Origin of the sequence: Delftia sp. GW456-R20, assembly GCF_001622915.1 — a bacterium.
Taxonomy (GTDB): domain Bacteria; phylum Pseudomonadota; class Gammaproteobacteria; order Burkholderiales; family Burkholderiaceae_C; genus Comamonas; species Comamonas acidovorans.
The window spans coordinates 572,848-599,000 of record NZ_LWCN01000004.1; the positions used below are offsets into that span (position 1 = coordinate 572,848).

General features: G+C 67.8%; 21 protein-coding genes and 1 pseudogene. 8 read left to right on the top strand and 14 right to left on the bottom strand.

Features of this window, described 5'->3' with window-relative positions; genetic code table 11:
* The first annotated feature begins 84 nt into the window (after positions 1 to 84).
* From A4F85_RS08140 to fauA, 3 genes are all read left to right on the top strand, one after another.
* Entirely contained in the window at positions 85 to 1,779 is a 1,695-nt protein-coding gene (locus A4F85_RS08140; protein WP_063326273.1) for a tannase/feruloyl esterase family alpha/beta hydrolase, read from the top strand.
* 126 nt (positions 1,780 to 1,905) lie between these two features.
* Positions 1,906 to 2,868, top strand: a complete 963-nt coding sequence (locus A4F85_RS08145) for a helix-turn-helix transcriptional regulator (protein ID WP_063326274.1) — start codon at positions 1,906 to 1,908, stop codon at positions 2,866 to 2,868.
* 77 nt (positions 2,869 to 2,945) lie between these two features.
* Entirely contained in the window at positions 2,946 to 5,165 is a 2,220-nt protein-coding gene (fauA, locus tag A4F85_RS08150; protein ID WP_231890495.1) for a TonB-dependent alcaligin siderophore receptor FauA, read from the top strand.
* Here fauA and A4F85_RS08155 read toward each other — a convergent pair.
* The 4 genes from A4F85_RS08155 to A4F85_RS08170 all read right to left on the bottom strand — a co-directional run bounded on the left by A4F85_RS08155 (position 5,162) and on the right by A4F85_RS08170 (position 10,138).
* On the bottom strand, positions 5,162 to 6,433 hold the full coding sequence (locus A4F85_RS08155; RefSeq protein ID WP_063326275.1) for a RhtX/FptX family siderophore transporter: 1,272 nt from the start codon (positions 6,431 to 6,433) through the stop codon (positions 5,162 to 5,164). The genes fauA and A4F85_RS08155 overlap by 4 nt on opposite strands.
* Before the next feature lie 35 nt (positions 6,434 to 6,468).
* Entirely contained in the window at positions 6,469 to 6,879 is a 411-nt protein-coding gene (locus tag A4F85_RS08160) for a cupin domain-containing protein (RefSeq protein WP_013802629.1), read from the bottom strand.
* A gap of 30 nt (positions 6,880 to 6,909) precedes the next feature.
* Positions 6,910 to 9,078, bottom strand: a complete 2,169-nt coding sequence (locus A4F85_RS08165; RefSeq protein WP_063326276.1) for a TonB-dependent siderophore receptor — start codon at positions 9,076 to 9,078, stop codon at positions 6,910 to 6,912.
* A gap of 172 nt (positions 9,079 to 9,250) precedes the next feature.
* Complete coding sequence (locus A4F85_RS08170; RefSeq protein ID WP_082848163.1) at positions 9,251 to 10,138, bottom strand: helix-turn-helix domain-containing protein; 888 nt, start codon at positions 10,136 to 10,138, stop codon at positions 9,251 to 9,253.
* Between the two features lie 235 nt (positions 10,139 to 10,373).
* On the opposite strand from A4F85_RS08170, the gene A4F85_RS08175 reads away from it, so the two are divergent.
* Entirely contained in the window at positions 10,374 to 11,366 is a 993-nt protein-coding gene (locus A4F85_RS08175) for a Bug family tripartite tricarboxylate transporter substrate binding protein (RefSeq protein ID WP_063326278.1), read from the top strand.
* Here A4F85_RS08175 and A4F85_RS08180 read toward each other — a convergent pair.
* From A4F85_RS08180 to A4F85_RS08220, 9 genes are all read right to left on the bottom strand, one after another.
* On the bottom strand, positions 11,302 to 12,531 hold the full coding sequence (locus A4F85_RS08180) for an NAD(P)/FAD-dependent oxidoreductase (RefSeq protein ID WP_063327919.1): 1,230 nt from the start codon (positions 12,529 to 12,531) through the stop codon (positions 11,302 to 11,304). The two genes, A4F85_RS08175 and A4F85_RS08180, sit on opposite strands and share 65 nt — an antisense overlap.
* Positions 12,532 to 12,540: 9 nt before the next feature.
* The gene (locus A4F85_RS08185) at positions 12,541 to 14,442 is read right to left on the bottom strand and encodes a LodA/GoxA family CTQ-dependent oxidase (RefSeq protein ID WP_063326279.1); all 1,902 of its coding nucleotides are present in this window, start codon (positions 14,440 to 14,442) and stop codon (positions 12,541 to 12,543) included.
* Between the two features lie 178 nt (positions 14,443 to 14,620).
* Positions 14,621 to 16,108: a ribonuclease G gene (gene rng, locus A4F85_RS08190; RefSeq protein WP_063326280.1), complete on the bottom strand. Its 1,488-nt coding sequence runs from the start codon at positions 16,106 to 16,108 to the stop codon at positions 14,621 to 14,623.
* Between the two features lie 161 nt (positions 16,109 to 16,269).
* Positions 16,270 to 16,884: a Maf family protein gene (locus A4F85_RS08195; protein WP_043820971.1), complete on the bottom strand. Its 615-nt coding sequence runs from the start codon at positions 16,882 to 16,884 to the stop codon at positions 16,270 to 16,272.
* Positions 16,885 to 17,011: 127 nt separating this feature from the next.
* On the bottom strand, positions 17,012 to 17,479 hold the full coding sequence (rlmH, locus tag A4F85_RS08200) for a 23S rRNA (pseudouridine(1915)-N(3))-methyltransferase RlmH (protein ID WP_012205361.1): 468 nt from the start codon (positions 17,477 to 17,479) through the stop codon (positions 17,012 to 17,014).
* Positions 17,480 to 17,500: 21 nt separating this feature from the next.
* Entirely contained in the window at positions 17,501 to 18,301 is an 801-nt protein-coding gene (rsfS, locus tag A4F85_RS08205; RefSeq protein WP_063326281.1) for a ribosome silencing factor, read from the bottom strand.
* A 249-nt stretch (positions 18,302 to 18,550) separates the two neighbouring features.
* Positions 18,551 to 19,525, bottom strand: coding sequence for an oxygen-dependent coproporphyrinogen oxidase (hemF, locus tag A4F85_RS08210; RefSeq protein ID WP_063326282.1), 975 nt, complete (start codon positions 19,523 to 19,525; stop codon positions 18,551 to 18,553).
* A gap of 4 nt (positions 19,526 to 19,529) precedes the next feature.
* The gene (gene purD, locus A4F85_RS08215; RefSeq protein ID WP_012205358.1) at positions 19,530 to 20,813 is read right to left on the bottom strand and encodes a phosphoribosylamine--glycine ligase; all 1,284 of its coding nucleotides are present in this window, start codon (positions 20,811 to 20,813) and stop codon (positions 19,530 to 19,532) included.
* Entirely contained in the window at positions 20,810 to 21,529 is a 720-nt protein-coding gene (locus tag A4F85_RS08220) for a YebC/PmpR family DNA-binding transcriptional regulator (RefSeq protein WP_012205357.1), read from the bottom strand. The genes purD and A4F85_RS08220 overlap by 4 nt, the downstream gene beginning before the upstream one ends.
* Positions 21,530 to 21,607: 78 nt before the next feature.
* Between A4F85_RS08220 and A4F85_RS08225 the strand changes: the two genes are divergently transcribed.
* The 3 genes from A4F85_RS08225 (at position 21,608) to upp (ending at position 24,945) form a co-directional block, all read left to right on the top strand.
* Positions 21,608 to 23,134, top strand: a complete 1,527-nt coding sequence (locus A4F85_RS08225) for a helicase HerA-like domain-containing protein (RefSeq protein ID WP_063326283.1) — start codon at positions 21,608 to 21,610, stop codon at positions 23,132 to 23,134.
* Between the two features lie 147 nt (positions 23,135 to 23,281).
* Positions 23,282 to 24,259, top strand: a complete 978-nt coding sequence (locus tag A4F85_RS08230) for a threo-3-hydroxy-L-aspartate ammonia-lyase (protein WP_043796794.1) — start codon at positions 23,282 to 23,284, stop codon at positions 24,257 to 24,259.
* A 56-nt stretch (positions 24,260 to 24,315) separates the two neighbouring features.
* Positions 24,316 to 24,945, top strand: coding sequence for a uracil phosphoribosyltransferase (gene upp / locus A4F85_RS08235; protein ID WP_012205354.1), 630 nt, complete (start codon positions 24,316 to 24,318; stop codon positions 24,943 to 24,945).
* Positions 24,946 to 25,017: 72 nt separating this feature from the next.
* On the opposite strand, the gene A4F85_RS08240 is transcribed toward upp, so the two are convergent.
* A complete protein-coding gene (locus A4F85_RS08240) occupies positions 25,018 to 25,719 on the bottom strand; it encodes a YebC/PmpR family DNA-binding transcriptional regulator (protein WP_012205353.1) in 702 nt (233 codons plus the stop codon).
* A 289-nt stretch (positions 25,720 to 26,008) separates the two neighbouring features.
* On the opposite strand from A4F85_RS08240, the pseudogene A4F85_RS30485 reads away from it, so the two are divergent.
* Positions 26,009 to 26,152: pseudogene (locus tag A4F85_RS30485) on the top strand (PQQ-dependent sugar dehydrogenase); the annotation flags it as partial.
* Position 26,153 lies beyond the last annotated feature (1 nt).

The window sequence follows — 26,153 nt, forward strand, 5'->3', positions numbered from 1 at the left end:
CACGCCGGGTTGTCCCGTCATCCTCTGAGATGACATGGCCCCTCCGTCCCTGGTCTTACGCTCGGGCGACAGGAGACACAAGTCATGCGAACCGACCACGCCCCACGCGCCTTGCGGCGCGTTTTTCCATCCACGGCCGCCTTTGCCGCATCCCTTCTCATGGCGGGCTGCGGCGGTGGCAGCAGCCCCACTTTGGCCGATGCCGCAACGCCGGCGGCCGCCTGCGCCGACCTGCCTGGCAGGGCAGGCCTTGCGGCCACCCGGCTGTCCACCAGCTATGTGCCGCCCGACACCCGCAGGCCGGGCGGCGCCAGCACCGGCGCGCTGCTGCCCGGGCACTGCGTAGTCACCGGCGCCATCAACCCGCGCGTGGGCGTGGACGGAAAGAACTACGCCATCGGGTTCCAGCTCAGCCTGCCGGACCAATGGAACGGCCGGTTTCTCTTCATCGGCGGCGGTGGCAACGACGGCATCCTGCGCGACACCTCGCTGAGCTCCAGCATCTCAGGCGCAACGCCTTCGCCGTTGGGCCAGGGCTTTGCAGTGGTCTCCACCGACGCGGGCCACACCGGCACCACGGCCAGCTTCGGTGCCGACCCTCAGGCCCGGCTGGACCACGCCTACAACGCCTACGACAAGACCGCCGTGGCGGCCAAATCGCTGATCTCCACGCGCTACGGGCGCAAGCCTGAGCACTCCTATTTTTCAGGCTGCTCGGGCGGAGGACGCCAGGGCATGGTGTTCTCGCAGCGCTTTCCCGACTACTTCGACGCCATCACGGCCGGTGCCCCTGCCATGCGGGTATCGAGCGGCGCCACGGTGGCCGCGATGTGGAACACCATCGAGTTCGACGCCATCGCGCCGGCCGACAGCAGCGGCCGGCGCATCCTCTCCCGAGCCTTCAGCAACGAGGACCTGAACCTGGTGGCCAAGGCCGTGACCGCCTCCTGCGATGCGGCCGACGGCGTGGCCGATGGCATGGTGAACCACGTCAAGGCCTGCCATTTCGACCCCGGCGTGCTGCAGTGCGGCGGCGCCAAGGCCGGCAGCTGCCTGAGCAGCGGACAGGTGAACGCGCTCAGAAACGTGTTTGCCGGGCCGCGCAACTCGGCAGGCCAGGCCCTGTATGCGGGCCAGCCGTGGGATCCGGGCCTGGCAGCGCCGGGCTGGCGCACCTGGACACTGGGCAGTTCCACCACCGCCACGCCGGATTCGCGCTACATCACGCTGATCGTGGATGCGCTGGTCAACGAATTCCTCACCCCGCCAGACCTGGGCTTCAACCCGCTGGCCTTCAACTTCGACACCGACCCGGCGCGCATGCAGGCCTACTCGGCCATCTATGACACCTACCGGGATGACCGGCTCACGGCCTTCCGGCAGCACGGCGGCAAGATGCTCTTCATCCACGGCATGTCCGACCCCATCTTCTCGGCGCTGGACACGCTGGACTACTACGAGCGCCTGGCCGCCAACAACGGCGGCATGCAGGCCACGCAGGACTTTGCGCGCACCTTCCTCGTGCCGGGCATGAACCATTGCTCGGGCGGCCCGGCCACGGACAGCTTCGACTCCATACAGGCCATGGTCGACTGGGTGGAGAAAGGCATCGCCCCGGACACCATCGCCGCCAGGGCCCTGCCGTCCAGCGCGGACTTTCCGCAGCGCACGCGCCCGCTGTGCCCGTATCCGAAGATTGCCAGGTACAGGTTCGAGGGCGCAGCCGCCGGCACGGGCAATGTGGAGGATGCGGCCAGCTTTGTCTGCGCCCTGCCCTGAGCCTGCGCATCTGCGGGCTGGACGCCACGGGCCGTGGCCGCCGCAGGGCCGTAGCAAGCCTGCAGCGATAATGAGAAGCGTTCACTGCAGCGAGCGCTTCCCGCCACCGCCTTTCCGCCTCCGCCCATGCCCGCCCCTTCCCAGCGCTACACCACGGCGCAGCTCGACGCCATGCGCCAGCGCCACGGTTTCAGCGTGCGCTTTCTCTCCACCGTCTCCGAAAACGATTGCATCTTCGAAGGCCAGGTACAGGAGCACCAACTGCCTTCGGGCCTGCAGCTGGTCAGCTCCGACATCCGCATCAACCATGGCTATGAATCCACGTCCGAGCATCCGCGGCGCTTCACCGCCGTGGTCCTGCTGGACGGCCAGGCCGAGCTGCAGCTGCCCGGCGCCCGCAAGGCCCTGAGCGTGACGCGCCATGCCGCAGCGGCATTCTCCTGCGGCGACACCGAGGTGCTCAAGGCCACCCATGCGGCAGGCCAGACGGTGCGCGGCTTCAACCTGTCCATCGAGGCGCCCGAGGCCTGCGCCGATGCCGAACTGGCCGAGCTGCTGCACCACGCCCTGCGGCAGTCCGGCCCGCCGCTGCATGCCTGGTCGCTGCCCGAGCATCTGGCCGTCTCACTGCGCCAGCTGCTCGATGGCGTCTGGAGCGGCAGCCTGGCCCGGCTGCACCGCGAAGGCATTGCGCTGCAGGTGCTGGCCTGCGCGCTGCAGGCACATGCGCAGCCGCGGCCTGCGCCCTCGCCGCGCATCCATCCCCGGGACAGGCGCGGCCTGGAGCGCGTGCGCGAGTGCATGGATGCAGCGCCAGGTCAGGCGCACAGCCTGGACGACCTGGCGCGCCTGGCCTGCATGAGCCCGACCACGCTGCGCGAGAAATTCCAGGCCGCCTATGGCCAGACCGTGTTCGGCTGGCTGCGCGAGCGCCGCATGCAATTGGCGCGCGAACGGCTGGCACAGGGCTGGAGCGTGCAGGAAGCGGCCGACTGCGTGGGCTTTCAGCACGCCAGCAATTTCGCCACGGCCTTTCGCCAGCGCTTCGGCCACGCGCCCAGCCGAGGCAGCCTGCGTCGCAAACCATAGGACTGGCGTCGCCGGGAACAGGCGGCGGCGGCGCACATTTCCCACAATCCGGGCTCACGCCCAGGACCATGGAAATGATGAGCATTCGCATTCAAAACCCCACCCCGCGGCACCTCCAAGGCGCGCGGACCCCGCTGTCCCTGCTGATCTGTGCCCTTTGCGCAGCCCCTGCGCCAGCAGTCTGGGCCGCCGACGAGGACAGGCCCCCTGCCAGGAAAGGCGACACCGAACTGGGCACCGTCACCGTGCGCGCCGCCGCCGATGCGGGCACCACGGAGGGCACGGCCCGCTACACCAGCGGCTCCACGGGAACGGCCACGGGCCTGCAACTGTCGGCGCGCGAAACTCCGCAGTCGGTCAGCGTGATCACGCGCCAGCTCATGGACGATGCAGGCCAGCTCACCGTCTCGCAGACGCTGGAGGCCTCCGCGCCCGGCCTTTCGGTCAGCCGCAGCGACAGCAACCGCTACCAGTTTTCCTCGCGCGGCTTCGGCGTCAGCAACTTCCAGTTCGACGGCCTGGCCTCGCCCATCAACAGCCTGTGGAACTTCGGCGCCACCGACATGGACACCGCCTTCTACGACCGCGTGGAAATCGTGCGCGGCGCCACGGGCCTGCTCAATGGCTCGGGCGATCCGTCGGCCACGGTGAACTTCGTGCGCAAGCAGCCGCTCGAGACGGCGGGCGGCCATGCCTCGCTGACGCTGGGCCGCTGGAACCTGCGCCGCGCCGAGGCCGATCTGTCCCTGCCGCTGGACCGCGAAGGCCGCGTGCATGGCCGTGTCGTGGCCGTGCAATCGGACAGCGACAGCTACGTCAGCCACTTCGGCCAGCGCAGGCAGGGCCTGTACGCAGTGGTCAGCGCGGCCCTGACGCCCGCCACCCGGCTCGTCACCAGCCTCGAATACCAGAAGAACTCCAGCCCCGGCATGGGCGCCGGCTTTCCGCTGTTCTATGCGGACGGCAGCCGCACGGACTTCGACCGCTCGGTGTCCAACAACACGCGCTGGTCGCATTTCGGCACGGAGAACACCACGGCCACGCTGGACCTGACGCACCGGCTGGACAACCGCTGGCTGCTGCGCGCCGCCTACAGCCACAACGACGGCAACTACGACATGCGCTACGTCTACCGGGGCGGCGCGCCGGACGCCAGCACCGGCCTGGGCATGGCCAACTCCTTCATCAAGTACCGGGGCGACCGCTCGCGCGACAGTCTCCACCTCACGGCCAGCGGCCCGGTCGCGCTGTTCGGGCGCCAGCACGAGATTGCCGTGGGCTGGAACCATGTGCGCGACGACATCGACATCCGCCGCTATGCACCGCTGGGCACGCCGCCTGCCACGGACAACTTCCTCGACTGGCGCAACGGCAGCCTGGCCGAGCCGGGCTGGTCCGACGTCTCCAACGGCGGCGACGACAGCCGCATGCGCCAAAGCGGCGGCTATGCCGTGGGGCGTTTCTCGCTGGCCGATGGCTGGACGGCCGTGGCCGGCGCCCGCCTGAGCCGCTGGTCCACGCGCCAGAACTACTTCGGCAGCCTGCGCGACTACCGCTACAGCAACGAAATCACGCCCTACGCCGGCCTGCTGTGGGACATCGATGCCCGGCACACGGCCTACCTGAGCTACACGGAAATCTTCACGCCCCAGAACTACCGCGACAAGCAAGGCAGCATCCTGGACCCCGTCACCGGCCAGGCCTTCGAGCTGGGCCTCAAGGGCTCCTGGCTGCAGGACCGGCTGCAGGGTTCTGCCGCGCTGTTCCAGACCCGCCAGGACAACCTGGCGCAGGACACGGGCGAGTTCATCGACGGAACCGCAGACCAGAAGGCCTACCGGGGAGTCAAGGGCGCGCAGGTGCGCGGCATCGATCTGGAACTCAGCGGCGAGCCGGCCCGGGGCTGGCGCCTGGGCGCCAGCTACACCCACTACACGGCACGCAGCGCCAGCGGCGCCGCCTTTAACACAACGCACCCGCGCAGCCTGGTCAAGCTCACGGCCATGCGCAGCTTCGAGGGTGCGCTGCAAGGCCTGAGCCTGGGCGGCAACCTGCGCTGGCAAAGCCGCATCTGGCAGAACGTGACCAACCCGCTGCGCCAGAGCGTGCAGGTCGGCCAGGGCAGCTACTTGGTGGTCAACCTCTCGGCCCACTACCGCATCGACCCCACCTGGTCGGCCAGCGTGCAGCTCAACAACCTGCTGGACCGCCAGTACTACAGCCAGATCGGCTTCTACAACCAGGGCTGGTGGGGCGAGCCGCGCAATCTGACGGTGAGCCTGAAGGCGGATTTCTAGGAGGACTTCGCCACCGGATCGGCGCTGGCATCGGCAACGATGCTTTGCGCTCCACCCTGGCGCCCCAGCATGCGCCAGCAGACGGCCAGCGTCACCGCCGCAGCCAGCAATCCAGCAGCAAAGCCACCGCCGTAGCCCACGGCCGCCGCCAGCGATGTCACCAGGGTGGAGGCCAGAATCTCCCCCGTGTCGCGGGCGCTTTGCACGGCTGTCATGTCGGTGCCGGCCTGCGGGCCGGCACCGGCAAAGCGCATGGCCAGCGTCATCACGGCCACCGAAGATGCACCCGTTCCAAACGCCCCCAGCGCCTGGGCCGCAAAGGCAGTGCCCATGTCCAGCGGCAGCAGGCCTGCGGCCAGGGCCATCCAGCCCAGCGCCGAGGCGGCGCAGGCCGCCAGCCCGCAGGCCAGCGCCGGCCTGGCGCCCAGCCGTGCCACCAGCCAGACGCCCCCGCCACAGCCCAGCAGCACGGTCACCGCACCGCCCGCCATGCCCACGCGCCCCACGGCCTCGACCGGCCAGCCTGCATCCACGAGAAACAGCTTGGCCAGGCCAAAGCCGCTGACGGCCGTGATGGACGACAGCACGGCTGCAGCCACCAGCGGCCAGGCGCCGGAGCGCTGCACAAAGGCCTTGAGACGGGCTGGCGACCGGCGAACGCCCGGCCGGCTGCGCAGGCCCTGCAGCGCAGCCGGCTCACGCCACAGCGCCACCAGCAGCAGGCTGAAGGCCACGGGCAGGCACAGGGCCGCCAGCGCCAGACGCTGTCCCAGCAAGCCCGCCAGCACCATGCTGCCGGCCCCGCCCACAAAGAAGCCCACCATGGTGCCGCCCACCTGCAGCGCATTGGCGCCAGCCAGACCACGGCCCCTGAAATGCTCGGCCACCAGCCCGTCCGTGGCAATGTCCTGCGTGGCACTGGCCAGGGAACCCAGGGCCGCCAGCGCCACGATGGCCGGCGCCGTCTGCAGCGTGATGCCCAGCGCAGCCGATGCCGCCAGGCACAGCAGCACCAGGGCCTGCATGGGCAGGATCCAGCTGCGACGGCGCCCCAGGCGGGCCGACCACCGGTTGTCCACGCGTGTGGCCCACAGGAATTTCAGCACCCAGGGCAGGCCCACCAGGGGCAGGAAGGCCAACGCCCCCAGCTGGGCGCCCTCGCTGCGCAGCAGTGTGGGCACGGCGTCCATGGCCAGGCCCAGGGGCATGCCCTGGGTCAGGTACAGGCCGGCGACCATCAGCCAGGTGTGCAGGTCCGGCTGCGACATCGCAGGGGAGCTGTCCGCATCGTGCAGGGGCGGGCTCATGGCTGCACCTTCTCGTGCTCGCTGCCACGCGCGGGCGTGATGAACATCAGGCGGCCCGGCTGCACCGCTTCCAGCCGGTGCCAGCAGCCGCGCGGCACCACCAGCATCTGGCCTGCCGAGAGTTCCAGAACCGGAGCCTCCTCGCCGCGCCGCTGCGGGCGCAGCAGCACACGCACTTCGCCGTCCAGCAGGCACAGCACTTCGTCGCCGACGGGATGGCGCTCCCAGTGCCCGTCATGCAGCGAGGCACCGTCGCTGAAAGGCTTGATGCCAATGATCCAGTCGCTGGCCGGGTCCAGCTTTTCGTGCGGGCCCAGCACGCGCACCTGCGAAGGGGCGCACAGGCCGATGAGGTGGCTGGCCTGCGCCAGCGGCCGGGCGATGAGGGAATGGGCGTTCTTGTCCATGGTGTGTTCCATCGATGGTGAAGCGGGTTCTCAGAACTCGGCGCGCAGGCTGAGCGTGGCGCTGCGCGGCTCGCCATAGCGGTTGTTCCAGCCCGTGCCGGACAGGCTCTGGTAGTAGCGGCGGTCCGTCAGGTTGTCCACCTGCAGGGCCGCCGTGAGCTGGCGGTTGATGCGCCAGCCCAGGCGCAGGCTGGCCAGCGCGTAGCCGCCCTGCCGCAGCGTCACGCCCTGCGCCTGGTTGTAGAAGTCGCTTTGCGCGCGCAGGCCCAGGCCGATGCTGAAGCGGCGCTCTGCCACCGGCATCTGGTAGCTGGCCCACAGGCGCAGGATGTGGCGCGGCGTGAAGCTGGCGAAGGGCAGGCCCTGGTTCTGCGCGTCCTGCAGGTACTGCGTGCGGTTCCAGGTGTAGGAGGCGCTCAGGCGCAAGTCGCGGTGGGGCTGGCCTTCGATCTCGGCCTCCAGCCCTCGGCTGCGCACCTCGCCGGTGGCGATGTACCAGCAGGCATTGCCCACGCAGGGATGGGCCGGATCGGCCTGGGCACGGTTCTTCTGCCGGATCTCGAACAGCGCCAGGCCCAGGTTCAGGCGGCCGTCCAGCAGTGCGCCCTTGATGCCGGCCTCCAGGTTGTTGCCCTGTACCGGGTCCAGCAGTTCACCGGCATAGGTGTAGCTGCTCTGCGGCTGGAGGATGCGCGCATGGCTGGCATAGGCGTTCCACTGTGGGCCGAGCGCGTACACCAGGCCTGCATAGGGGGTGAACTGCGTGCCCATGCGCGTGCGCACGCGGCTGGCGGCTCCGCCTGCGCCGCCCGTCTCTTGCTCCCAGCGCGTGAAGCGCCCGCCCAGCACCAGCTTCAAGGGGTCGGCCAGCTGCAGCCGCGCCATGCCGTACAGGCCGCTTTGCCGCGTCTCGGTGGGGCCGCGCGTGGCGTAGCTGCCGACCAGGGGCAGCGGCACGCCGTGCGGATTCCAGTTCAAGACATCGACCGGGCTTTGCGGCAGATTGAGGATGGAGGCGGCCCATTGCGTGCTGCGCGTGCGCTGGTGGTTGAAGCCGGCCAGCAGCTCGTGCGTGCGGCCCCACAGCTGCACCGGGCCGCTGGCAAAGGCATCCACACTGGTCTGGCTGTCGTCGAAGCGGTAGGCCGCACCCGTGAGGCGCCCGCCCAGGCCCGTGGCGGGATTGACAGCGCCGTTGGCCCCGGCATAGAGCAGCTCGGAATCACCGGAGAGGTGATTGAGGTTGAGCCTGGCCTGCCACCCGTTACTCCAGACATGCTCGACGCCGGCAAAGCTGCGCGTGGTGTTCCAGTCGAAGCGGTCCCAGGCCGCGTCCAGATAGGTGCTGCGCGGCAGGCCCACATCGCGGCCGTCTGCATAGAAAGGCACGCCCGCCATGTTGGTGGTGGAGCGTATGCGCTGATGGTGCACCCCGGCGTGCACCGTGGTGCCGGGCGCCAGGTCCAGCTCGGCAATGGCGTAGAGATTGCCGGTGCGCTCGCCAGCCACGTCGTAGAAGAAGTCACGCTCCTCCTGCGTGGCCACCACGCGGGCACGCAGGCTGCCCGAGGCATTGAGCGGGCCGCCGACATCGGCCTCGGCGCGACGCCGGCCCCAGCTGCCCAGGGTCAGCCCCGCGCTGCCGGCAAACTCCCGCGTGGGCCGCTTGGGCACGAGGTTGACCGTGGCGGCAGGGTTGCCCGTGCCATGCAGCAGGCCTGCGGCGCCGCGCACGATCTCCACGCGCTCGTACATGGCCATGTCCATGCGCGGGCTGGCCGTGTTGCCCATGAGAATGGGCACGCCGTCCTGCTGGAACGAATCGATCTTGAAGCCGCGCTGGTAGTAGCCCGTGGTCAGCAGCTGGAAGGGCTGCACGGTGACACCGGGGGCGTTCTGCATCACGTCGTCCAGGCTGTAGAGGTTTTGTTCGCGCATGCGCTCCTGCCCGATCACGGTGACCGACTGGGCGATTTCCTGCAGGCTCTGGCCCAGCTTGTCCACGCCCGTGCCGGTGACTGCGCTGGCGCGGACCGTGATCCCTGGCAGTGCGGCTGTTTCAGGCGCGCTGCCTGCATCAACCGCCTGCGTCTCGGCATGCAGCCGGGCCGATCCGCCCGTGGCAAAGGCCAGGCACAGGGCCAGTGGCAAGGGGCGCAACACCAGGGGCCGCGCCGCTTTCATTGACGATGAATCCATCACTCCTCCCGAATTTCAAATGAGAACCAATCTCATCCAAATTCTGAAAGACGTGGGCAGCGTCCATGCGCGATTGCGTCACGGCCTGCCGCGATCCCGGCACGATCACGGCAAAATCACGGCACGACTGCAGCGCTGCAAAGCGGCTGCGGAGCCTGACCTGGGATGGAGACTATCCGCGCCGCAAGGCGCTGGGCAGCACGCCATGGTGGCGCTGGAAGACCTTGCTGAAATGCGAGGGGCTGTAGCCGCTGAGGGCGGCCGCCTGGGCCACATCCATCCGCGCAGAGGCCAGCAGCTCGTAGGCGCGCGCCATGCGCTGGGCCTGCAGCCATTCGGCCACCGTGCAGCCAAAGCACTGGCGAAAGCCCTGGGTGAGCTTGTTCACGTTAAGCCCCACCTCACGCGCCAGAGCGCGCAGGCTCGGTGGATCATCCAGGCGCTCGCGCAGCAGCTGCGCCGCGCGCTCCAGTTGCTGGCGTCCGCGCCCGGACAGGTCTTCTTCCCCGGGCCGGGGCATGCACAGGGCCAGCAGCTCCAGCCCCTTGCCCGCCAGATAGAGCTGGCGCGCCGCGCCCTGCAGCGGACAGTGCAGGATCTGCTGCGCCACCGCGCGCTGGGCGGCACTGGCCTGGGCATCGCGGATGAGCGAGCCGCAGGCGCCGGATGCACCGGAATCTCCAGGAGCGCCTGCCTCCATCGCATCGGCCAGCCCCTGCGGCGTCAGGCCCAGGCTGGACGCCAGGCCCGACATGGGCAGGCTGGCCGACACGTACTCCAGATCCGAGCCCTGCTCCATGCCATGCAGCACGTCATGGGGTGCATCGCGCAGGCGCAGGTGTACGGAGGGACCGCACAGCCGCACGGGCGCCGAGCGTTCCAGCTGGTAGCTGATGCTGCCGGACAGCACCAGCACGAGCTTGACCCCGGCCTGCTCGCTCTCGCTGAACCACTGCGTGCGGTCAAAGCGCAGCCGGCCTGCCGACAGGCTGAGCATGGGCGTGGGCATTTGAACGGCGCCGCCGGGGGAAGAAGCAGGAAGGGTGCGGTCCTTTTTCATGGGCGGGTCCGGGCAGCTTGCGCCGTGGTGGCAGGGATCATGAGGGGCGCATGTTAATGCAATCCATTCTCATTTGCTAAGCAAGGCCGAACAGGTCATTCGCCCGCCGCATGACGTCCTGCCAAAACATTGATTGACGTCAAGACAGCCACCGCCCAGCATTGGCCCGCCTGAAAAATCCGCCGCCGGCCCCAGCCGCTGCGCCACCAAAAACACCGACAAGGAGACATCGCCCATGCCCCGCACCCTTTCACGCAAGCAATTCCTGCGCGCTGCCGCGCTGCTCGGCGCCGCGCTGCTGCCCCTGCCCCAGGCCTGGGCGGATGCCTATCCCACCCGGCCCGTCAAGCTGGTCGTGCCCTTCGCCCCTGGCGGCAATACCGATGTGCTGGCGCGCATGGTGGCGCAGGGCCTGTCCGAGTCGCTGGGCCAGCCCGTGATCGTGGAAAACATCTCCGGCGCCAACGGCTCCATCGGCGCCAGCCGCGTGGCTTCGGCGGCCAATGATGGCTACACGCTGCTGTTCGGCACGGCCGGCACCCAGGCCATCAACCAGAGCCTGTACAAGAACCTGAGCGAGAAGAACCTGGGCGATTTCGAGTACGTGGCCCTGGTGACCACCATTCCCAATGTGCTGGTCGTCAACGAGACGCGCACGCCCGCCAGGACGGTGAAGGACCTGGTGGCACGCGCCGCCGCGCAAAAGACCGGCATGAGCTATGGCTCGCCGGGCAGCGGCTCCACGATCCACCTGTCGGGCGAGCTGTTCAAGAGCGCCACCCAGCTGGACATGGTGCATGTGCCCTACAAGGGCAGCGCGCCGGCCCTGACCGACCTGCTGGGCGGCCAGATCGATTTCATCTTCGAGAACGTGACGCCCGCCCTGCCCTTCGTGCAGTCCGGCAAGCTCAAGGCCCTGGCCGTGACCTCCGAGCAGCGCCTGCCCGCCCTGCCCGATGTGCCGACCATGAAGGAAAGCGGTTACCCCACCTTCGTGACCGGCACCTGGAACGGCGTGCTGGCACCCAAGGGCACGCCGGCCGCCATCGTCAAGCGCCTGGAAGAGGCCACGCTCAAGGTGGCGGGCCATGCCGACTTCAAGTCCAAGGTGACGGCGCTGGGCGGCGAAGTGCGCCTGCTGGACTCCAAGGCCTTCCGCGAATTCACGCGGGCCGAGTACCAGCGCTGGAATGCGATCGTGCAGACGGCGAAGCTGGAGCGGCAATAACGTCGGCTCCGGTCCCCGCCTCCGGCGCCCGCTGGCGGCGGGCCCAGAACGTCTCGTTCGCCCAGCGCGGCTCCAGCGCGTAGTAGTGCTGGTGATGGGTGCGGTACGCGGCGCGTATCGACCGGATCCACGCATCCCAGGCAGGCAGCGCAGCGGCATCGCCCGCCAGGCTGCGGCGCACGGCCGTGGCGGCCTCGCTGCCCGTGACCAGGCTGTTGAGCAGGCCCTGCGATGCCAGGGGATCGAAGGACAGGCCTGCATCGCCCACGGCCAGCCAGTCCGGCCCGCTGGCTGCATCAAGCCATTGTTCGTGGGCGGCGGCCACGCGCAGTGGCTCCAGCAGCCGGCTGCCCCTGCTGCGCGCGCCCACCAGGGCCGTGTGATGCGCCATTTCCAACAGATCGGCCGTGCTGCGCAGGCGCCGGGCTTCAGGCAGGTCGATATCGGTCTGCCAGGCAATCACGCAACTGCCATCGGGCAGGTCGGCGCTGTACCACCAGCCTTCGGCATCCGACTCGATCATGGTGGTGCCTGCATGCTCATGCGATGGCGGCTCCACCCAGGCGTGAAAGCAGACCAGGCGGCCACCACGGTGGACCTGGGCGCCCGCCTGCCGGGCCACGCGGGCCGCGCGGCCCGTGGCATCGACCACGATGCGGCAGGACAGCTCCAACGGGCCGTGCGCCGGGTCGCCCTGCGCCCTATCGATCAGGCAGCGCCAGCGCATGGGTGCGCCCGGTGGCTGGCGCTGCAAGCTGCGCAGCGTGGCGGGCACCAGGCAGGGCACGCCACGGCTGCGCGCAGCCTCCAGCAGCATGGCGTCGAAGCGCTTTCGGTCCAGGTGCCAGCCCGCGCCATGCGGGTCGAACAGCGCGTCCTGAAAGATGACCTCGGAGCTTCCCCACAATGACCGCCGCGACCAGGCAGGACGGTGGCCCTGTGCCGCGAACGCATCCCACACGCCCAGGTCGGACAGAATCACCCGGGCCGCAGCGGGCAGGGTTTCGCCAATGGCCCGCCCAGCCTGCACGGCGCGTCCTACCAGCGCCACGCGGCAGTGCCCTGCCAGTTGCGCGGCAACAGCCGCGCCCGCCGGCCCTGCGCCCACGACGAGCACATCCAGTTCCTCCGGCAGCGGCGCGGCGGCCATGGCGTGCGACGGCATGGCCGGCACTCAGCGCGGCAGCACCGGGCCGCGCTGCGTCATGGCGCGCAACTGCTGCTCGTTGTCTGCATCGAAGGGCTCGATGCGGGGAGGCGCCTCCTGCCCGTCCGGTTGCACCGCAGTCTTGAGCATGTGCGACGGCGCCGGGGCGATGCGGTTTTCCACCTGCATCACCGGCGGGAAGTCCTTGTCGCCCCGCAGGCCTGGCCGACTCTCGATGACGCCCATGTCACCGAAGTGGCTGATCATGCGGTTGATCTCGCTCTCATAGCCTTCCTCGCCCAGTGTGCGGAACCACGACTCGCGGCGGTTGAAGGCGGCAACGCGCTGCTCGCGCGGCAGCTCCGTGTCGATGACCCTTTCATAGGCCTCCTGCGTCAGCACCTGGTTGGGCACCCGGGCCGGCCAGAACGTGGGCAGGTAGGGGTCGTAGCGTGGGCCATAGCCGGCGTAATAGCCGCTGCGGCAGCTGGCGGTGTCGGTCTGCCAGGGGACCGCCATCCAGCGCGTGAGGTCGCCGGCCACCTGCGCATACAGCGGCCCGCTCTCGGACAGGGCCACCGCAGGCGTGAGCCGGGAGCCGTAGAGCTGCAGCTCGGGCGGGTTCACTGCCGCCTCGCGGATGCGGAACGGCGCCCGGTACATGCTGGCGTGCCGCATGGGCCAGGTGATCTCGCAGCCCGGGTGGAAGGCGTCGGCCAGGCAGTCGTCCATGGCGGCATGGTCGAGCATGGCCGGCTGCTCCTGCAGCGGCACGTCGGCGAGCTGGGCAGGGTACTGCTGGCCGGGTTTCCAGTCGGACAGGAAATGGCCACCGGCCCACAGGTCCAGCATCCTCAGCTGCGTGGCCGTCAGCGCCGCATGCTGGCGCGGTGTGTCGGCGGGCGGCACGGCCATGGCGTCGCCATACAGCCAGGGCCAGGGCTGGGGAGATGCGCCATCACGGTCAAAACGGCGGAAGGCATTGGCCACCTGCTGGCGCAGCTCGGCCCAGGTCGTGCCCGGGCTGCTGAGCCTGGCGATCCACGCCTCGTCATCTGCACTGGCCACCCCGCCCCAGCCGAACTGGGATGCAAAGCCTTTGTTCGCCCACTGCAGGCTGCTCTGGCGCTGGAGTATGGGCAGGATGTGCCGGCTGAAGGAGACGTGCAGCGGGAAGGCGGCCATGCCCGAGTGGATGTACACATCCTCCATCAGGTCCTTCATGGTGCGCACCGACTTCATCTGCGGGCCGTAGTTGGGCGGCGCAACCGTGACCCATGCCGCATCCACCGGCACGGAAACGCCGGCCACGACGACCTTGGCGCGCACGGGGCCGTCGGCCACATCGTCATGCCAGCCCTCGTTGTTCGCAAACGTGGTGGCCTTGGAGCCATCCACGGAGGCAGAGACGCCACGGCCTCCCAGCACGAGAAGCCGGCCGGTCTTTTCAATGCGCAATTCGCCCAGATAAACCGGCTTGCCGCAGAAACTGCCGCTGTCGAATGCCACCGGGGCCGAGCCTTTGGCAATGCGGCGGGCTCCCGGTCGAATGGCCAGGCTTTTCCGGTCCTTCACCGTGGCATTGCGCAAAATCGTGGGATCGGCTGCTGCGGCTTCAGGCACGTCCAGCGCCAATTGGAATTGATACCAGGCGGCCTTGGTATTGGCCAGTTCGACTTCCCATTCGATCTGGTCCTGGTCGGCCGTGAGTTCACGCACCACCTCGCCCGCGGCGTTGTAGCCGTAGATGCGAAAGCGCGCAGCCTGCCGCTTGAGCGCGCCCTGCGCATCGCGCAGGCTGCCCGGCGCCATGGGCGGCACATGCATCAGCTCGGGGCCGACATAGTACTCATCCGGACTATTGCCAATACGCGCCACACCAATCCCCGGGTGTATGGCTGCACGCACAATGGTGGAGTCGATGCCCATTCGTCGCCCTTTCAGTTGCTGAGGCACTGATTGCAACAAACAGTATCAAAAAAGCCGAGACAAAGTTAATTATCGGGAATCAACAATCCATAGCAACGCAGGAATGAGTTCAATCGAACCCATTCATTCGCCAATAGATGGACTGCTATTGATAATGAATTAGCAGGATAAAACCGATTCACAGCAGCACGATGTCGTATTGCTCCTGTGCCATGGCTGTCTCGGCCTGCAGGGAGATGGGCTTCTTGATGAAGTCGGACAGGCCGGCCAGGTGCTGGCTTTCCTCGTCCAGGAACATCTCCACCACCTTGGGCGAGGCCACGATGCGGAACTCGCGCGGGTTGAACTGGCGCGCCTCGCGCAGGATTTCGCGCAGCACCTCGTAGCAGACGCTGCGCACGGTCTTCACATGGCCCTTGCCCTGGCAGACCGGGCAGGATTCGCACAGCATGTGGGCCAGCGATTCGCGCGTGCGCTTGCGCGTCATCTCCACCAGGCCCAACTGCGAGAAACCGCCCGCCATGGTCTTGACGCGGTCGCGCCCGAGCTGGCGCTTGAATTCGGACAGCACCTCGGCCTGGTGGTCGTCGCGCACCATGTCGATGAAGTCCACGATGATGATGCCGCCCAGGTTGCGCAGGCGCAGCTGGCGCGCGATCTGCTGGGCTGCTTCCAGGTTGGTCTTGAAGATGGTGTCGTCGAAGTTGCGCGCCCCCACGTAGCCGCCGGTGTTGACGTCCACCGTGGTCAGCGCCTCGGTCTGGTCCACGATCAGGTAGCCGCCGGACTTGAGGTCCACGCGGCGGCCCAGCGCACGGGCGATTTCCTCGTCGATGGCGAACAGGTCGAAGATGGGCCGCTCGCCGCGGTAGTGCTGCAGCTTGGGAACGGCCGCCGGCATGTATTCCTGCCCGAAGGTCATGAGCAGGGCGAACTGCTCCTTGGAGTCGATGCGGATGCTCTGCGTGCCCTCGCCCACCAGATCGCGCAGCACGCGCTGCAGCAGGTTCAGGTCCTGGTGCAGCAGCGACATGGGCGGCAGGCGCACCGAGGCGTCCTTGATGCGGCTCCAGGTCTTGCGCAGGTAGCGGATGTCGTCGGCCAGCTCGGCGTCGCTGGAGTCCTCGCCATTGGTGCGCAGGATGAAGCCGCCGCCCCCGCCGTTTTCCTTGGTGCCCACCAGGCCCTGCAGGCGGGCGCGCAGCGCGTCGCGCTCGCCCTGCGGGATTTTCTGCGAGATGCCGATATGGTCATCCTGGGGCAGCAGCACCAGCAATCGCCCCGCGATGCTGATCTGCGTGGACAGGCGCGCACCCTTGGTGCCGATCGGGTCCTTGATGACCTGCACCATGATGGTCTGGCCTTCGAAAACCTGCTTTTCGATGGGCACGACAGGCATGTCCTTGCGCGCGAACATGGGGGCCTCGCCCCCTTCCTGCCGCTGCCAGACATCGGCCACATGCAGGAAGGCCGCGCGCTCCAGGCCGATGTCGATGAAGGCCGACTGCATGCCCGGCAGCACGCGCGAGACCTTGCCCAGGTAGACGTTGCCAACCAGGCCGCGCTCCAGCGGGCGCTCCATGTGCAGCTCCTGGACGGCGCCGTTCTCGATGATGGCCACGCGCGTTTCCTGTGGCGACCAATTGATCAGAATGTCTTGCTGCATGCTGTGCCTGTGGTGTGCTTTGTCGTTTGTATTTCTCGGCCATGGCGGCCCGGCAATCATTGCGCCGGTGGCCGCTTGCCACTATCTTGCCGCGCCATCCGCTGCCATCGGCGGTCTGCGCATGCCTGCACGCCCCTGCGGGCCCAGGTCGGGGAGCCGGCCTACAGTGCCCAGCCCAGCTCGCGCAGCAGCGCCGCCGTCTCGAACAGCGGCAGGCCCATGATGCCCGAGTAGCTGCCGTGCAGCCACTGCACATGGGCCGCCGCGCGGCCCTGTATGCCATAGGCGCCGGCCTTGCCCATGGGCTCGCCCGAGGCCACATACGCGTCGATCTGCTGCGCGCTCATGGCCGAGAAGCAGACCTGGGACACCGACAGCGCAGCCAGGCGCCGCGTGCCGTGCTGTATGGCGACGGCGGTCAGCACCTCGTGCTCGCGGCCCGCAAGCGCGGTCAGCATGCGGCGGGCATCGTCGGCATCGGCAGGCTTGCCAAGAATGCGGCCATCCAGCGCCACCGTGGTGTCCGAGCACAGCACGGGCGCCACAGCCAGAGCGCGGCGCGCATGGCGGGCCATGGCGGCATCGAGCTTGAGCGCGGTGACGCGCTGCACATAGTCGCGCGCTGCCTCATCGGCCAGCTCGGCCTCTATGGCCTCGGCATCTTCGGCAATGTCGCCCTCGGCGTTGGGCAGCAAAAGCTCATGGGCCACACCCAGCTGCTCCAGCAGCTGGCGGCGGCGGGGGCTCTGGGAGGCAAGGTAGATGAATGGCGGCATGATAAGAATGAGAAATGCCTTCAGCCCTTTGTTGCAAAGCGCTGAAGGCTATCAAAATCATAGTATCACGAGATCCTCGGATCCGCGTGACAGGGCCGCTGGCAGAGCCTGGGAGCCGGGACAGGCCCTATTCCCGGTGATAGGGATGGCCGGCGTTGACCGACCAGGCACGGTACAGCTGCTCAATGAGCAGCACCCGCACCATGGCATGCGGCAGGGTCAGGTCCGACAGGCGGATGCGCTCGTGCGCAGCCTGCCTGAAGGCGGGGTCCAGTCCGTCCGGGCCGCCGATGATCAGGGCCACGTCGTCGCCCTCCAGCTGCCAGCCCTGCAGGCGCTGGGCCAGGGCCTTGGTCGTCAGATTGGTGCCGCGCTCATCGAGCACGACGATGCGCGTGCCGCGCGGAATGGCGGCCTCGATGCGCTTGCGCTCGGCCGCGTACAGGGTCTCGACCGTCTTGGAGCCGCGCGGCTCGGTCTTGACGGCCTTGAGCTCCACCTTGAGCTCCGGGGGAAAGCGCTTGGCATAGTCGTCGTAGGCCGTCTGTGCCCAGTCGGGCACATGCTGGCCCACAGCCACGATCAACAGCTTCATGCAGCGTCAGTCCCGAACCGTTCAGGCCTTGGCGCGGGGAGCGCGCTTGGCGGCCGGCTTTGCAGCAGCACCTGCCTTGGGCTTGGCGGGAGCGCGGTTGACCACCACGGTCTTAATGGCCTTGGGCGCTGCCGTCTTGCGGGCCGGCGCCTTGGCGGCGGCCGACTTCACGGCGGCGGACTTGGGAGCGGCCGACTTTGCAGCAGCCGGCTTGGCGGCCGCCGTACGGGATGCTGCCGGCTTGGCAGCTGCGGAACGGGGTGCAGCGGCCTTGGCAGGAGCTGCCTTCTTGGCAGCGGGCTTCTTGCCTGCAGCAGGTGCGGCGGCAGAAGCGGCATTCTTGGCGGCAGGCTTGGCGGCCGTTGCAGCAGCCTTCTTGGAAGCGGCCTTCTTGGCCTTTTCCTCGGCCTTGTCGGTGGCGGCCGAGCGTGTGGGCTTGGGAGCACCCAGCTTCAGGCGCACAGGCGTCTCGCCCCAGATCTCTTCCAGGCGGTAGTACTGGCGGATGGCTGGCTGCATGACATGGACCACGGCCTGGCCGCAGTCCACGATGATCCACTCGCCGTTTTCTTCGCCTTCCTGGCGTGGCACGGGAAAACCGGCCTGCTTGACGGCGTCGCGCACGCTGGATGCCAGCGCCTTGGTCTGGCGGTTGGAGGTGCCCGCAGCCACGATCACGCGCTCGAACAGCGGCGAGAGCTTTTCGGTATTGAAGACCTGGATGTCTTGGGCCTTGACGTTTTCGAGGCCGTCAACAATGGCGCGTTGCAGCTTGGTCACGTCGCGCTTGGCTGCGGAATCCGATTTGGTGGAAGTGGTCATCAGGCGGTGATCAGTGGAATAGAAATGGGATCAATATAGCGCGAGCGCCGTGCGGCCCGTAGAGGGCTTGGCTGTAGCGGCGCTCCAAAATGCATGGAGTTCGCCCACAGATCGCCGGAAGATTTCGCGCCGAAGAAAGTGGAGAACGCAGCCAACGCTGCGCCTCAAGCTATTGAAATTATAGTTTTGCCGCCTATTCCCTTGCACGCGCGGATTTCGCCACGCGGCCGGAGATGGCGGCAATGGAACTCAAAGCCAGTCGCGGCGCACCAGGAATTGCTCCAGCAGCGCGCGCTCGGGCGTGCCGGGCGCGTCCTCGCGCTGGTAGCTCCAGCTCGCATGCGGGGGCATGGACAGCAAGATGGATTCCGTGCGCCCGCCGGACTGCAGGCCGAAGTGCGTGCCCCGGTCCCAGACCAGGTTGAACTCCACGTAGCGGCCGCGGCGGTAGCGCTGGAAATCGACCTGCTGCTGCCCGTAGTCCATGGCCTGGCGGCGCTCGACGATGGGCAGGTAGGACTCCAGAAAGGAATCTCCCACCGAACGCAGCATGTCGAAGCTGCGCGCCTGGCCCAGCTCAGAGAAGTCGTCGAAGAAGATGCCGCCGATGCCGCGCTGCTCGTTGCGGTGCTTCAGGCAGAAGTACTCGTCGCACCAGGTCTTGAAGCGCGGGTAGAGCGTGTCGCCAAAAGGCGCCAGCGCATCGCGGCAGACGCGGTGAAAGTGCCGTGCATCTTCCTCGAAGCCGTAGACCGGTGTCAGGTCCATGCCGCCGCCGAACCAGCAGGTGGGCTCGTTGCCCGGATGCCCTGCCGCACCTGAGCCGGCCGCACCTGAGCCGGCCGCAATCATTCGCACATTCATGTGTACCGTAGGCACAAAAGGATTGCGCGGATGGAAGACCAGGGACACGCCCATGGCTTCGAACGGCGCACCCGCCAGTTCAGGCCGGTGCTGCGTGGCCGAGGGCGGCAGCTGCGGCCCGCGCACATGCGAGAAGCCGCAGCCCGCGCGCTCGAACACGCGGCCGCCCTCCATGATGCGGGTGTTGCCATCGCCCTGCAGGCGCTCGCCGGGGCCCTTGCTCCAGGTGTCGGACAGAAAGCGCGCACCGCTCTCGCCTTCCACCTGCTCCAGCGCCTGCGTGATGCGGGCCTGCAGGCCCGTCAGGTACTCGCGCACCTGCGCCACGGGCAGCGCCTGCCCGGTCGATTGCTCTGCCATGGACTCAGTTCTTCACAGCACGGAAGCCGATGTCGCGGCGGTACTGGGCACCATCGAAATGGATGCCGCGCGCCACGTCATAGACCTTTTGCTGGGCCTGCTTGACGCTGTCGGCCAGCACGGTGACGCACAGCACGCGGCCACCGCTGGTGACGGGCACGCCGTCCTTGAGTTGGGTGCCGGCATGGAAGACCATGGCATCGGCGGCGTCCTGCGGCAGCCCGCTGATGGCATCGCCCTTGCGCGGGTCCTCGGGGTAGCCGGCCGCAGCCATGACCACGCCCAGCGCCGTGCGGCGGTCCCATTGCAGCTCGACCTGGTCGAGCTTGGCATCGGTGGCCGCCAGCATGACGTCCACCAGATCGCTCTTGAGGCGCATCATGATGGGCTGGGTCTCGGGGTCGCCCATGCGGCAGTTGAACTCCAGCGTCTTGGGATGGCCGGACGCGTCGATCATCAGGCCCGCATAGAGGAAGCCGGTGTAGGGAATGCCGTCCTTTTCCATGCCGCGGATGGTCGGCAGGATGATCTCGCGCATGGCGCGGGCATGCACGTCGGCCGTGACCACGGGCGCGGGCGAGTAGGCGCCCATGCCGCCCGTGTTCGGGCCCTGGTCGCCGTCCTTCAGGCGCTTGTGGTCCTGGCTGGTTGCCAGGGCCAGGACGTTCTTGCCGTCGCACAGCACGATGAAGCTGGCTTCCTCGCCGGCGAGGAATTCCTCGATCACCACGCGGGCGCCGCCGTCGTTGTGGGCCACGCCGTACTTGTTGTCCACGAGCATGAAGTCCACGGCGTCGTGGGCTTCCTGCAGCGTTGTCGCAACGACCACGCCCTTGCCTGCGGCCAGGCCGTCGGCCTTGACCACGATGGGCGCACCCAGGCGGTCCACGTAGGCATGGGCCGCCACCGGGTCGGTGAAGGTTTCATAGAGCGCCGTGGGGATGCCGTGGCGCGCCATGAAGTCCTTGGAGAAGGCCTTGGAGCTTTCCAGCTGGGCGGCCGCCTTGGAGGGGCCGAAGATGCGCAGGCCGTGGGCGCGGAACTCATCGACCACGCCGGCAGCCAGCGGAGCCTCGGGGCCGACCACGGTCAGCGCGACCTTCTCGGCCTGCGCCCACTCGCGCAGCGCCTGCGGGTCGGTGATGTTGAGGTTTTCCACCTTGCCGCCGGCCAGGCCCGTGCCACCGTTGCCGGGGGCCACATAGACCTTGGTCGATTTCGGCGATTCAGCCAGTTTCCACGCCAGGGCGTGCTCGCGGCCTCCGCCACCAATCACAAGAATTTTCATAGTTCAGCGTTGTGGTAGACGTCCTGTACGTCATCCAGGTCTTCGATCATGTCCAGCAGCTTTTGCATGCGGGCTGCGTCATCGCCTTGCAGGGCGATGGTGTTTTCCGGGCGCATGGTGACTTCAGCCACCTCCGGCGTCAGGCCCTTGGCCTGCAGCGCGTCGCGCACGGTTTCGAACTCTGCGGGTGCGGTCAGCACCTCGATGGCTCCCTCGTCATCGGTGATCACGTCCTCGGCGCCGGCCTCCAGAGCCACTTCCATGATCTGGTCCTCGTCGCTTCCGGGAGCGAAGATCAGTTGTCCGACATGCTTGAACTGGAAGGACACGGAACCTTCCGTGCCCATGTTGCCACCGTACTTGCTGAAGGCGTGACGCACATCCGCCACAGTGCGCACGCGATTGTCGGTCATGGTGTCCACGATGATGGCCGCGCCGCCAATGCCGTAGCCTTCGTAGCGGATTTCCTCGTAGGTCACGCCTTCGAGGTTGCCCGTGGCTTTGTCGATGTTGCGCTTGATGTTGTCGGCCGGCATGTTGGCCGCCTTGGCCTTCTCCACCGCCAGGCGCAGGCGCGGGTTGGCGCTGAGATCGCCCCCTCCCGTGCGTGCCGCCACCATGATTTCACGGATGATGCGGGTCCAGACCTTGCCACGCTTTTCGTCCTGGCGGCCTTTGCGGTGCTGGATATTGGCCCATTTACTGTGTCCTGCCACAGGCTGTCCTTTGATATTGATTTAACCTTGCGGCTGGGATTTTACTTTTGACCGCATGCTCCCCCGAGGAAACCCGAAATGGCCGCTCCACTTCTGATCGCCCGCCACTCTGCCACAGAATGCCTGCTGCTGCCCGCACTGGCCAATCGACATGGCCTGATCACAGGCGCCACCGGCACCGGCAAGACCGTGACGCTGCAGAAAATGGCCGAGGGATTCTCCGAGATCGGCGTGCCGGTATTCATGGCCGACATCAAGGGAGACCTGTCCGGCATCAGCCAGGCTGGCAGCACGGGCGCCAAGATGGCCGCCTCCCTGCAGGAGCGCGGCATCGAGATTCCCCAGCCCCTGGCCTGCCCCACCACGCTGTGGGACGTGTTCGGCGAGCTGGGCCACCCGGTACGCGCCACGGTCTCGGACATGGGTCCGCTGCTGATCGGCCGCATGCTGGCCCTGAACGACACGCAGATGGGCGTGCTCAACCTGGTCTTCAAGATTGCCGACGACAACGGCCTGCTGCTGCTGGACCTCAAGGACCTGCGCGCCATGCTCCAGCATGTGGGCGACAACGCCAAGCAGTTCACCACCGAGTACGGCAACATCAGCGCGGCCAGCGTGGGTGCCATACAGCGCGGGCTGGTGGCCATCGAGTCGCAGGGCGGTGACAAGTTCTTTGGCGAGCCCATGCTCGACATCAACGACCTGATGCAGACCGATGCCGGCGGCAAGGGCGTGGTCAACATCCTGGCCGCCGAGAAGCTGATGAATTCGCCGCGCCTGTACTCCACCTTCCTGCTTTGGATGCTGTCGGAGCTGTTCGAGCGCCTGCCCGAGATCGGCGACCCCGACAAGCCCAAGCTGGTCTTCTTCTTCGACGAGGCCCACCTGCTGTTCAACGACGCGCCCAAGGTGCTGCTCGAACGCATCGAGCTGGTGGTGCGCCTGGTGCGCTCCAAGGGCGTGGGCGTGTATTTCGTCACGCAAAACCCCATGGACGTGCCCGACACCGTGCTGGCCCAGCTGGGCAACCGCGTGCAGCACGCGCTGCGCGCCTTCACGCCGCGCGACCAGAAAGCCGTCAAGGCCACGGCCACCACCATGCGGCCCAAGCCCGGCCTGGATATCGAGGCCGCCATCACCGAGCTGGCCGTGGGCGAGGCCCTGGTGAGCTTCCTCGACGACAAGGGACGCCCCGGCATCACCGAGCGTGCCTACGTGATCCCGCCCGGCAGCCAGATCGGCCCCATCAACGAGGAGCAGCGCAAGACCCTGCTGGCACAGTCGCTGGTGGCCGGCGTCTATGAAAAGGCGGTGGACCGCGAGTCGGCCTACGAGGTGCTGCGCGGCCGCACGGCAGCGGCCAGCGACGGCGCAGCGCCAACCGGCACGGGCCCGGCCGGTGCTGCGCCCGCGGCAAGCGAAGGTGGCGCCATGATGGACGGGCTCAAGGACCTGCTGTTCGGCACCACGGGCCCACGCGGCGGCAAGCACGACGGCCTGGTGCAGACCATGGCCAAGTCCACCATGCGCACCATGGGCAATTCGCTGGGCAAGGAAATCCTGCGCGGCGTGCTCGGCGGCATCCTGGGCAACAAGAAGCGCTGAAGCGCTGGCGCACCGGCCCTGCGCCGCATCAAACACCATAGCACCCAGCCGTTGCCATGCAACGGCTGGCGCATTTCAGGGCTCTGAAAGCCCGCGCATGCGGCTATGATCGAAAGCGCCTCCATCCACTTTGCGGAACCGCACGCCATGACGACGAACAGCCCTCCCTCGCTGCCCACCTATGACGATGTCGCCGCCGCCGCTCGCCGGCTGGAAGGCGTGGCCCACCGCACACCCATACTGCGCAGCCGCACCGCCGACGAGCTGCTGGGCGCCCAGCTGTTCTTCAAGTGCGAGAACCTGCAGCGCACGGGCGCCTTCAAGATACGCGGCGCCTACAACGCGCTGTCGCAGTTCACACCCGAGCAGCGCAAGCGCGGCGCCCTGGCCTTCTCCTCGGGCAACCATGCCCAGGCCGTCGCCCTGGCAGCGCAGATGCTGGACATGCCCGCGCTCATCGTCATGCCCGAGGATGCCCCCGCCTCCAAGATGGCGGCCACGCGCTCCTACGGCGCCCAGGTGGTGACCTATGACCGCTTCACCGAGGACCGCGAGGCCATCTCCCGCCGCCTGGCCGACGAGCGCGGCATGACGCTGATCCCGCCGTTCAACCACCGCGACGTGATCGCCGGCCAGGGCACGGCAGCCAAGGAACTGTTCGAAGAGGTGCCCGACCTGGACTACCTGTTCGTCTGCCTGGGCGGCGGCGGACTGCTGTCCGGCAGCCTGCTGGCGGCCAGGCAACTGGCGCCGCGCTGCAAGGTCTACGGCGTCGAGCCCCAGGCCGGCGACGATGCCCGCCAGTCGCTGCGCGCAGGCCAGATCGTGCAGATCCCCACGCCCCACACCATTGCCGACGGTGCCCAGACCCAGTCCATCGGCGATATCACATTCGCCATCATCCGCGAGCATGTGGAAGATATCCTGGCCGTGGCGGACGAGCATCTGGTGCAGGCCATGCGCTTTTACGCGGAACGCAAGAAAATCGTGGTCGAACCCACGGGAGCGCTCTCGCTGGCGGGCGCCCTGCATGGCGGGGTTGCGCTGTCGGGCGCGCGCGTGGGCATTCTGATCAGCGGCGGCAATGTGGACCTGGCGCGCTACGCACGCTTTCTGCACGACTGAACCGCCCCCTGGCGCCGGCCGCACATGCCGGCGCCCCTTTTTTCCAGAAGAAAACCATGAGTACTCTGCACCTGATCGACCACCCGCTGGTCCAACACAAGCTCACGCTGATGCGCCGCAAGGAAGCCAGCACCAACAGCTTTCGCCGCATGCTGGGCGAGCTGTCCACGCTGATGGCCTACGAGATCACGCGCGACATGCCGCTGCAGGACATCGAGATCGAAACCCCGCTGGAGACCATGACCGGCAAGGTCATCGACGGCAAGAAGCTGGTGCTGGTGTCCATCCTGCGCGCCGGCAACGGTTTCCTCGACGGCATGCTCAACGTCGTGCCCGGTGCGCGCATCGGCCACATCGGCCTGTACCGCGACCCCGAGACGCTGCAGCCCGTCGAGTACTACTTCAAGATGCCTTCCGAGATGGAAGAGCGCGACGTGCTGGTCGTCGATCCCATGCTGGCCACGGGCAACTCGGCCGCAGCCGCAGTGGCGCGCCTGAAGCAGCTGAACCCGAAGTCCATCAAGTTCATGTGCCTGCTGGCCGCGCCCGAAGGCGTGGCCACCATGCAAAAGGCCCACCCCGACGTGGACATCTACACGGCCGCCGTGGACCGCCAGTTGGACGCCCACGGCTACATCCTGCCGGGCCTGGGCGACGCGGGCGACCGCATCTTCGGCACCAAGTAGGCCTGGTGCACGCACCCACAAAAAAGCCGCACATCGTGCGGCTTTTTTGCTGGGGAGCGGGGGGCAGCGGGATCAATCCACCAGCCCCGCATAGACGTGCTGCACGTCGTCATCGTTCTCGATGCCGGCCAGGAAGTCCTGCACTTCCTCCTGCTGCTCGGCCGACAGGCTGGCCATGCTGACCGGCGTCTTGGCCTTGTAGCCCAGCTTGGCCGACAGCACCTTGAAGCCCTGGGCCGGCAGCGCCTTGCTCACGGTATCCAGGTCCGTCGGGTCGGTGATGAACAGCGTCGTGCCCTCTTCCTCCCCGGGCTCGAAGTCCTGTGCGCCGGCCTCGATGGCGGCCAGCTCGGCATCGGCACCGCCTTCGGGCTCGCCCTCGATCATGCCCACATGGTCGAAGTCCCAGGCCACGGCCGTCATCTGGCCCTTGCGGAAGCACACGCGCATGTTGGGCGCCGTGCGGTTCACGTTGTCGGTCAGGCACTCGATCATCACGGGCACGCGGTTGGGGCCGTAGCCTTCATACACCACGCGCTCGTAGTTGACGGCATCGGCACCCACGCCCGAGCCCTTCTTGATCGCACGCTCGAGCGTGTCCTTGGGCATGGAGGCCTTGCGGGCGGCTTCCACGGCCATGCGCAGGCGCGAGTTGCCTGCCGGATCGGCGCCGGCGCGCGCCGCGACGATGATTTCCTTGGCCAGCTTGCCAAACAGCTTTCCCTTGGCATCGGCGACCAGCGCCTTGCCCTTTGCTTTCCATTGCGCGCCCATGGCTGCTTTTCCCTTGCGGATTCTCTGGTGGGTAGGAGGCGCCGCCGACCGCCCCACGCAGGGACCCGGCCCGGCGCCGAAAGAGCGCTGTTTATACACCCGCGCAAGTGGCTGCGCGGGCTTTTTGCGCAGTGGTTGACAGGGCGCCGCTGGCTCTGGCCGCGTCGTGCATGATGTTTGCCAGATCAAAGTCGGCCGACTGCGATACAGCGCAGTCGGCCGGGCCGCATGCGCATCGTGCACGGTGACGGGCGCCTCGCGCCGGCACCGGCTGGCCTGCCCCCTGTGGACAGGCAAGGTGACCGCCAGCGAGCAGGTGCTGACGCTCCTGGGCCAGCGCGTCCGTGATGTCCGCCAGGGACAGGACGGCTGGCTTTACCTGCTGACGGATGCCCAGGACGGGCAGTTGCTGCGCGTCACCGCCACGCCCTGAG

What these genes read in the sequence shown, in the direction of transcription:
- rlmH (WP_012205361.1), bottom strand. Translation starts at nt 17,479, where the DNA reads ATGAAGCTGTTGATCGTGGCTGTGGGCCAGCATGTGCCCGACTGGGCA.
- rng (WP_063326280.1), bottom strand. Translation starts at nt 16,108, where the DNA reads ATGCAGCAAGACATTCTGATCAATTGGTCGCCACAGGAAACGCGCGTG.
- A4F85_RS08155 (WP_063326275.1), bottom strand. Translation starts at nt 6,433, where the DNA reads ATGTCGCAGCCGGACCTGCACACCTGGCTGATGGTCGCCGGCCTGTAC.
- A4F85_RS08185 (WP_063326279.1), bottom strand. Translation starts at nt 14,442, where the DNA reads ATGGGCATCGACTCCACCATTGTGCGTGCAGCCATACACCCGGGGATT.
- fauA (WP_231890495.1), top strand. Translation starts at nt 2,946, where the DNA reads ATGAGCATTCGCATTCAAAACCCCACCCCGCGGCACCTCCAAGGCGCG.
- A4F85_RS08175 (WP_063326278.1), top strand. Translation starts at nt 10,374, where the DNA reads ATGCCCCGCACCCTTTCACGCAAGCAATTCCTGCGCGCTGCCGCGCTG.
- A4F85_RS08195 (WP_043820971.1), bottom strand. Translation starts at nt 16,884, where the DNA reads ATGCCGCCATTCATCTACCTTGCCTCCCAGAGCCCCCGCCGCCGCCAG.
- A4F85_RS08140 (WP_063326273.1), top strand. Translation starts at nt 85, where the DNA reads ATGCGAACCGACCACGCCCCACGCGCCTTGCGGCGCGTTTTTCCATCC.
- A4F85_RS08160 (WP_013802629.1), bottom strand. Translation starts at nt 6,879, where the DNA reads ATGGACAAGAACGCCCATTCCCTCATCGCCCGGCCGCTGGCGCAGGCC.
- A4F85_RS08180 (WP_063327919.1), bottom strand. Translation starts at nt 12,531, where the DNA reads ATGCCGTCGCACGCCATGGCCGCCGCGCCGCTGCCGGAGGAACTGGAT.
- A4F85_RS08230 (WP_043796794.1), top strand. Translation starts at nt 23,282, where the DNA reads ATGACGACGAACAGCCCTCCCTCGCTGCCCACCTATGACGATGTCGCC.
- purD (WP_012205358.1), bottom strand. Translation starts at nt 20,813, where the DNA reads ATGAAAATTCTTGTGATTGGTGGCGGAGGCCGCGAGCACGCCCTGGCG.
- upp (WP_012205354.1), top strand. Translation starts at nt 24,316, where the DNA reads ATGAGTACTCTGCACCTGATCGACCACCCGCTGGTCCAACACAAGCTC.
- hemF (WP_063326282.1), bottom strand. Translation starts at nt 19,525, where the DNA reads ATGGCAGAGCAATCGACCGGGCAGGCGCTGCCCGTGGCGCAGGTGCGC.
- rsfS (WP_063326281.1), bottom strand. Translation starts at nt 18,301, where the DNA reads ATGACCACTTCCACCAAATCGGATTCCGCAGCCAAGCGCGACGTGACC.
- A4F85_RS08240 (WP_012205353.1), bottom strand. Translation starts at nt 25,719, where the DNA reads ATGGGCGCGCAATGGAAAGCAAAGGGCAAGGCGCTGGTCGCCGATGCC.
- A4F85_RS08170 (WP_082848163.1), bottom strand. Translation starts at nt 10,138, where the DNA reads ATGAAAAAGGACCGCACCCTTCCTGCTTCTTCCCCCGGCGGCGCCGTT.
- A4F85_RS08145 (WP_063326274.1), top strand. Translation starts at nt 1,906, where the DNA reads ATGCCCGCCCCTTCCCAGCGCTACACCACGGCGCAGCTCGACGCCATG.
- A4F85_RS08225 (WP_063326283.1), top strand. Translation starts at nt 21,608, where the DNA reads ATGGCCGCTCCACTTCTGATCGCCCGCCACTCTGCCACAGAATGCCTG.
- A4F85_RS08165 (WP_063326276.1), bottom strand. Translation starts at nt 9,078, where the DNA reads ATGGATTCATCGTCAATGAAAGCGGCGCGGCCCCTGGTGTTGCGCCCC.